Annotated in this window: 5 protein-coding genes; 3 read left to right on the forward strand and 2 right to left on the reverse strand. The window is 38.8% G+C overall.

The window, feature by feature from the left end:
* Positions 1 to 724: 724 nt before the first annotated feature.
* The gene (locus tag CU635_RS22900) at positions 725 to 2,170 is read right to left on the reverse strand and encodes a DEAD/DEAH box helicase (protein WP_101579649.1); all 1,446 of its coding nucleotides are present in this window, start codon (positions 2,168 to 2,170) and stop codon (positions 725 to 727) included.
* A gap of 534 nt (positions 2,171 to 2,704) precedes the next feature.
* Between CU635_RS22900 and CU635_RS22905 the strand changes: the two genes are divergently transcribed.
* Entirely contained in the window at positions 2,705 to 4,003 is a 1,299-nt protein-coding gene (locus CU635_RS22905; RefSeq protein WP_101579650.1) for a CapA family protein, read from the forward strand.
* Positions 4,004 to 4,126: 123 nt separating this feature from the next.
* On the opposite strand, the gene CU635_RS22910 is transcribed toward CU635_RS22905, so the two are convergent.
* A complete protein-coding gene (locus CU635_RS22910; protein WP_101579651.1) occupies positions 4,127 to 4,306 on the reverse strand; it encodes a hypothetical protein in 180 nt (59 codons plus the stop codon).
* A 260-nt stretch (positions 4,307 to 4,566) separates the two neighbouring features.
* Between CU635_RS22910 and CU635_RS22915 the strand changes: the two genes are divergently transcribed.
* Both CU635_RS22915 and CU635_RS22920 read left to right on the forward strand, forming a co-directional pair.
* On the forward strand, positions 4,567 to 4,911 hold the full coding sequence (locus CU635_RS22915) for a nuclear transport factor 2 family protein (RefSeq protein ID WP_101579652.1): 345 nt from the start codon (positions 4,567 to 4,569) through the stop codon (positions 4,909 to 4,911).
* Between the two features lie 135 nt (positions 4,912 to 5,046).
* Positions 5,047 to 6,081, forward strand: coding sequence for an ion channel (locus CU635_RS22920; protein WP_101579653.1), 1,035 nt, complete (start codon positions 5,047 to 5,049; stop codon positions 6,079 to 6,081).
* The last annotated feature ends 241 nt before the right edge of the window (positions 6,082 to 6,322 follow it).

A 6,322-nucleotide genomic window follows, 5' to 3' on the forward strand; every position in this document is an offset into this window, starting at 1 on the left:
ATGAATCTAAAGAAAATGGCTAACTGGACCTGGAAAGGTCCAGAAATGGCTTAACAAATGAGCTAGTGATAGGCCATTCACACTAAAAACAGAGACAAATAGATAAAAATAACCAAAAGGGGTTCGGAATGAGACCATTCCGAACCCCTTTTGTCGACAATCTGAATCCGAACTAGTTTAGTTCGGATGAGCATACATTTGTAATTATCATGAGTATCTAAGGTCCTTTTCTTGATAGTGCAAAATATTTTATTGTTTAACATGGGAAATATTTGATCAGATACTTGTCTATGTACTGCTTAATTTTTTAAAACATTAGTTCAACGTGCGATTATCGGAACTAAGTAAAAAAAGAACCGACCATTCAATGCAAAGGAACGTTAGCGCAAGGGTAAAATCAATAAACTTGTCTCTCATTTTTACCAACTCCCAGTTAAATGTACGACTCAATTATAAGGCAATTACTGAGTAAGAATCGCATACGAAAGTGATAAATTGGTGAACAGTTAGAAGATTATATTCCCCTTCGTGGTAGGCGCTAGTAAGGTATGTTCAGTTATTATTGTAAGCGCTTTTTTCTTTGGCAGCATAGAAACTCTGAAAAAGCGTGCGAACAGATTCAATGGGCAGGTCTATCTTATATACTCATTCAGCTATCCGATTATTGTGGAGAATAATAAAGGACAATCATGGTTTGGCATGATCGTCCTTGTTGAGGATTTATTTACTTAAACGCCTTGCTAACTTTCAGCTTCTTTCCTTTGATTGTTGTGTTCTCCATGGCTTGCAACACTAAAGAGCCTTTTCCATTAAGAATATCAACATATGACAAATTATCATGGATCGTTATAATTCCAATATCATCTGCTGTTACTCCAGGGATTTTCGCAATAGTTCCAACAAAATCGACAGCTCGAATCTTCTTCTTCTTTCCGCCGCTGAAATGGAGTTTCATGATATCTTTGTTTATTCGGGCTGTTTTATTATTTTGCACAACCCGGCGGCCGCTGAGCTTTTCTTCGAAAGCGGCTTTTCCTCTAGCAACTTCCTGATGTCCAGGCGCTTCCGCTGTAGGGATCTCAAAACCAATATATTTTTCAATTGCCTTAATGAATTTTTCTTCATAAGGTGTTGCAAACGTAATCGCTTTTCCTTTATTTCCGGCACGTCCGGTTCTTCCTGTACGGTGGACATAGCCCTCTTTTTCCATTGGAACGTCATAGTTGATGACAAGTGTCACATTATCAATATCAATACCTCTCGCCGCTACATCGGTGGCGACAAGATAACGGAAATTCCCCATTTTGAATCCATCCATAACTGCAAACCGATCTTCTTGTTCTAACCCGCCATGGAGTCTTTCACAAGAATAATTGGACTCCTCCAATTCGGCATACACTGTATTGACATGTTCTTTTGTTCGGCAAAAAATGATGCAGCTCTCAGGGTTTTCAACGACCGTAACGTCTTTAAGCAGTGAAATCTTTTCATCTTCTTTCACTTTGATCAAGATATGTTCAATTGTATCCGTCGTTATCCCGGTAGCAGCAATCTCGATATTAATAGGATTTTTCATATATTTGTGACAGAGATTTTCAACATCTTTAGGCAATGTAGCAGAAAATACCATCGTTACTCTGCTTGAAGGGATTTCTTTAATAATCGCTTCTACGTCGTCGATAAAACCCATATTAAGCATTTCATCAGCTTCATCGATAATAAGATACTTTATTTTATCCAAAACTAGGGTTCCTCTTTCGATATGGTCCATCACACGTCCAGGTGTACCGACGACTACATGAGTTTTTTGTTTCAATTCTTCTTTTTGTTTCGCAAAAGGTTCTTTACCATAAACGGCCATCGCTTTAATACGTTTAAACCTTCCAATATTCGTGATATTTTCCCGAACCTGAACAGCTAGCTCCCGAGTTGGTGTAAGGATTAATGCCTGTGGCTTTTTTTCTTCCCATTCAATCATTTCGCAAATAGGTATACCAAAGGCTGCAGTCTTGCCACTGCCTGTTTGGGATTTTACTACAAGATCTTCATTTTTCAGTGCTACTGGTATTACTTGACCCTGAACCTCTGTGGGAGCTTCGTATTTTAACACAGAAAGTGCTCTTCTTATTTCATCGCTTAAATTATAATCGTCAAAACTACTTTCACTCATTTATTAACCTCGTTTTTTTGTATTTATCCGACTTATATATAGGATTATCCTCAAAGAAATATCATATGCAAAATCTGACTATGGTTCATTATACTTGAAATACGAGATAAGTCGGGGTTTTTATTTTGAATTATAAAAAAGGAAGTGATCCAGCACTTCATAAAGAACTTTTAAAATCTATTACCCATACCATGACACAATAATATACCACCCGGCATATACTGGAATTTACTTCGCTGGCAAATGAATAGTCGATAAGCTGCAGCAGAATCAAATGAAGAGAGAGCAAAGAAATTAATTAAGCCTGACTCAACAAACCTGAAACTAATCAACACGATGATGGAGCGTGGTCGGTCATTTTTTACCGATATATTAATGGGTACAGGGTTTATGTAAGACAAACCGATAAGGGGAGTGTTTGAAAATTAGGGACGAGATATCGACAGAAGGTCGAAGAACAAGACCTTGGTTTTCTGTAAGTGTTAACGGTCGATATGTTCAAAATCCACCGCTTGAGTTTAGAAGGGAGCGAATATGAACAATACAGTTACATTTATCGCAACCGGCGATTCCTTTATCACCAGAAGACTACCTGCAGGTGACAAAAACTTTCGAGGGATCGCTAAGATCATCACTAAAGCAGACTTTCGTCTAACAAATTTAGAAGTAACCATTCACAATAAAGAAGCCGCGCCTGCTGCTGAAAGTGGCGGAACTTGGGCAATGGCACAGCCGAGAGTTCTTAAAGATTTAAAACGGTATGGCTTTAATATTATTTCCTGGGCGAATAATCATGCGCTAGACTATTTATATGAAGGATTGGAGCATACAAAAAACAATCTTGAAAAGCATGGTTTTACGCATGCTGGAGCCGGGTTGAATTTGTCAGAAGCTGAAGAACCAAAATATTTGGCGACAAAGAATGGAAGGATTGCCTTAATCGCTGTTTGTTCAACTTTTCATTCATTCAATGTCGCTGGTGAACAACGACGCGATATGAAGGGGAGACCCGGTATTAATCCTTTAAGACATGATCAGATTTACTTGCTACCGAAGGACAAAATAAATGCACTAAGTGAGATAGCCGATTTATTGGGGATAAATAACTTTTATCATTATGCGGTAAAGCAAGGCAGGGTGGACCCATTGCCAGATGATATGACACATTTCGGTCCCCAGTTTCTTTTTAAGGCAGGGGATAAACAGGGCAGTATTACAAGGCCGGACCCAGTAGATTTGGATAGGATTTTGGAGAGGATCGCGGAGGCAAAACGGCTGGCAGACTATGTAGTCATTAGTTTCCATGGACATGAAATGAAAGATAATGCACCGATGATTGCTGCCGATTTTATTGAGATTTTTGCCCGTACCTGTGTCGATGGAGGCGCCGATGCAATTATTGGTCATGGTCCCCATGTTGTTAGAGGTATTGAGATTTATAAAGGCAAGCCAATATTTTATAGTTTAGGCAACTTTATTTTTCAAAATGAGACGCCTTCCCATTTACCCCAGGACTTTTATGAAAATTATGGTTTGGGACATTATGATACGGTGGCTGATGCGTTAGACGCGAGGTCGAGAAATGGAGCAATCGGGTTAGCATCTATGCCATCTGTTTATGAATCGGTCCTGCCCTTCTGGAAAATGACAGATGGATTATTAGATGAGCTAATCCTGTATCCTCTTGAACTTGGCTATCATCTTCCCAGGTATAACCGTGGCTGGCCGAAACTATCTTATAATCAAGATATTTTGCAAGGGCTCAAGGATCTTTCAGAGTCATACGGTACCGAAATAACCATTGAAAATGGTATTGGCAGGGTGAAAATATAATTCTGCATTTAGCTGGCCTAATGCTGTCGGACCGTACGTAAGCAGGCCAGTCTGTTTTATTATTGCAAAATGGCAGAAAAGCCACCTAAAATAAGAGGTGGCTTTAAATGGGATTTTAGTGCCTTAATCTACTAAAAAGCACTTTAAGAATTTCTTTTCGCGAGGTTTTTTCTTTTTAGGCTTACAATACCAGTCATGCTCTTGATCATAGTCTCCATTACTGTCATAATACTTGTCCTCATGCTGCTTTTTCGGATGACATTTATGCTTCTTACTAAACTTGTCGTAGCCATCATACCACATACACATCACCTCCTTGTTTACTTGCTATATAATATCCAGAACTTGTACAAGCTGTAACGGCTTTTGCCAATGATGAAGATTACTTAAAGTTGTTTTGAAGCACAGAAAAAACCTGATAGTTTCATATTCAGCAAACAAATATCATAAAACCATTGCGTGAATAACCAAGGTGAAGATGGTTTTGTATTAGTCTTGCCTTTATTTAGCCGCTTTCATTTAATATAATGAATAAAAAACACATGTATTACAGAGGAGAGAAAATGTTGAACAGTTACGCCGCAAAGCTTGCACAAATGCAATTGGATGCATACAACAATCAGGATATTGAACAATTCTTGCAGGTTTATTCAGATGACGTTGAAGTACTGGATTTTCCTTCAAATAAAGCACTGTATACCGGAATAGAGAAAATGCGAGAAAGATATACAAACCTTTTTGCTGATAATCCAAGTCAGAACGCTGAGCTCTTATCAAGGACCGTAAAAGGCAATATTGTCATTGATCATGAGTATGTAACCGGAAGGGCAAGCGGCGTCAATACAGAAGCTATTGCCATCTATGAAGTAAAAGAGGATAAAATAGCAAAAGTTTGGTTTATTAGATGAACACCATGATTGAAGAAGTGCGCGCTGCATTATAAGATGTTGCTCGTACTAGTATGAAATGATTAGGTGAAGTCCTGAGAAAAAAGAAAAAAGACACCACAGTACAACTTTAGGCATTACTAGGGGAGAGACGAGATGTGGATATTACAAAAGTTGATTTCGAAAATTGTTAAGGTTAGCTTGTGGCAAGTAGCTGGTGGAACAGTTATCGTAATTGCCTTGTTCAGTTTAATTATGCAGAAAATTGAACCAGAAACATTCCCGCGTTTCATTGATTCGGTTTGGTGGACGATGACAACAATTGTCACTGTTGGCTATGGTGACTACTTTCCGAAGAGTGATTTTGGCCGAATTCTGACAATGGTGTTTCTGTACACCTTTGGAATTGGTGCTATGGGGATTATGATCGGGAAGATATTTGAAAGCTTAAGCTTATACCAGCGACGAAAGGAGGAAGGCAAATTGACATATGCAGGGAAAGACCATTATATCTTAATTGGTTCCTCACAGGACAAATTGCATAATGTCTTGGAAGAAATCATTAGCAGTGGACACAAAACTGACATCGTTGTTATTGATAATGCAAGCAAATCTCCTATCGACCATGAAAGAGTACACTTTGTGAGCGGCGACCCGGCTGAGGAAGACGTGCTGCTACGGGCCAATATCCTTGAGTCAAAATCCGTGTCTATTTTTACGGATGATAAAATGGAGTTATCTGAATATGCTGATGGGAAAACGCTATTGATCGCTTCAAGGGTGGAGCATATCTCGAAACAGCATGAAAAAAGTATTTACACTATTGTGGAAATCAAGAAGGAAAAGCATATTTCCCTGTTCGAGCATGCAAATGTTGATGAATTCATCCTATCAAACGAGTCTGTCTCACGGTTGATGGCCCATGCCGCAATCCATCACGGTTCAAGCAAACTTTTTAAACAGTTGTTAAGCAAGGCCGATGGAGACAATCTGTATGAAATTGTTAAAAAACCACATTGGAACACATACAAGGACGCTGCCATTGAGCTATTTGAAATGGGGGCAACATTAATTTCCGACGGCAGCAGCCTCGATATTGCCCGCAGGCCGAATGATCGTATTCCGGAAAATGCTAAACTGTTTGTGATATGTGATGAGCAGACATATACAAGCATCGCAGGTACACACTAAATAATATATGCCCTTGTTCTAAGCGGTCCGTCATAAACGAGGACTGCTTTTCAGCGTTCTTCATAATGGCCGGCCTGTATCTTCAAATTATTAAAGATATTCGACATTTTTGTGCGGTTTTCTGTAACTATAATTATATTATGGGTTATAAAATTTCATTGAATTAGCTATGTTAGATCATGAGTGTTGATTATCCATAATTAGACAAACCTATCCCGTTATTCGTACTGTACTTACTTAT

This window comes from Bacillus canaveralius, from assembly GCF_002860125.1.
Taxonomy (GTDB): domain Bacteria; phylum Bacillota; class Bacilli; order Bacillales; family Cytobacillaceae; genus Bacillus_BJ; species Bacillus_BJ canaveralius.

Excerpts from the sequence above, each read along its gene's own strand:
- CU635_RS22920 (WP_101579653.1), top strand. The coding sequence starts at position 5,047 with ATGTGGATATTACAAAAGTTGATTTCGAAAATTGTTAAGGTTAGCTTG.
- CU635_RS22915 (WP_101579652.1), top strand. The coding sequence starts at position 4,567 with ATGTTGAACAGTTACGCCGCAAAGCTTGCACAAATGCAATTGGATGCA.
- CU635_RS22905 (WP_101579650.1), top strand. The coding sequence starts at position 2,705 with ATGAACAATACAGTTACATTTATCGCAACCGGCGATTCCTTTATCACC.
- CU635_RS22900 (WP_101579649.1), bottom strand. The coding sequence starts at position 2,170 with ATGAGTGAAAGTAGTTTTGACGATTATAATTTAAGCGATGAAATAAGA.
- CU635_RS22910 (WP_101579651.1), bottom strand. The coding sequence starts at position 4,306 with ATGTGGTATGATGGCTACGACAAGTTTAGTAAGAAGCATAAATGTCAT.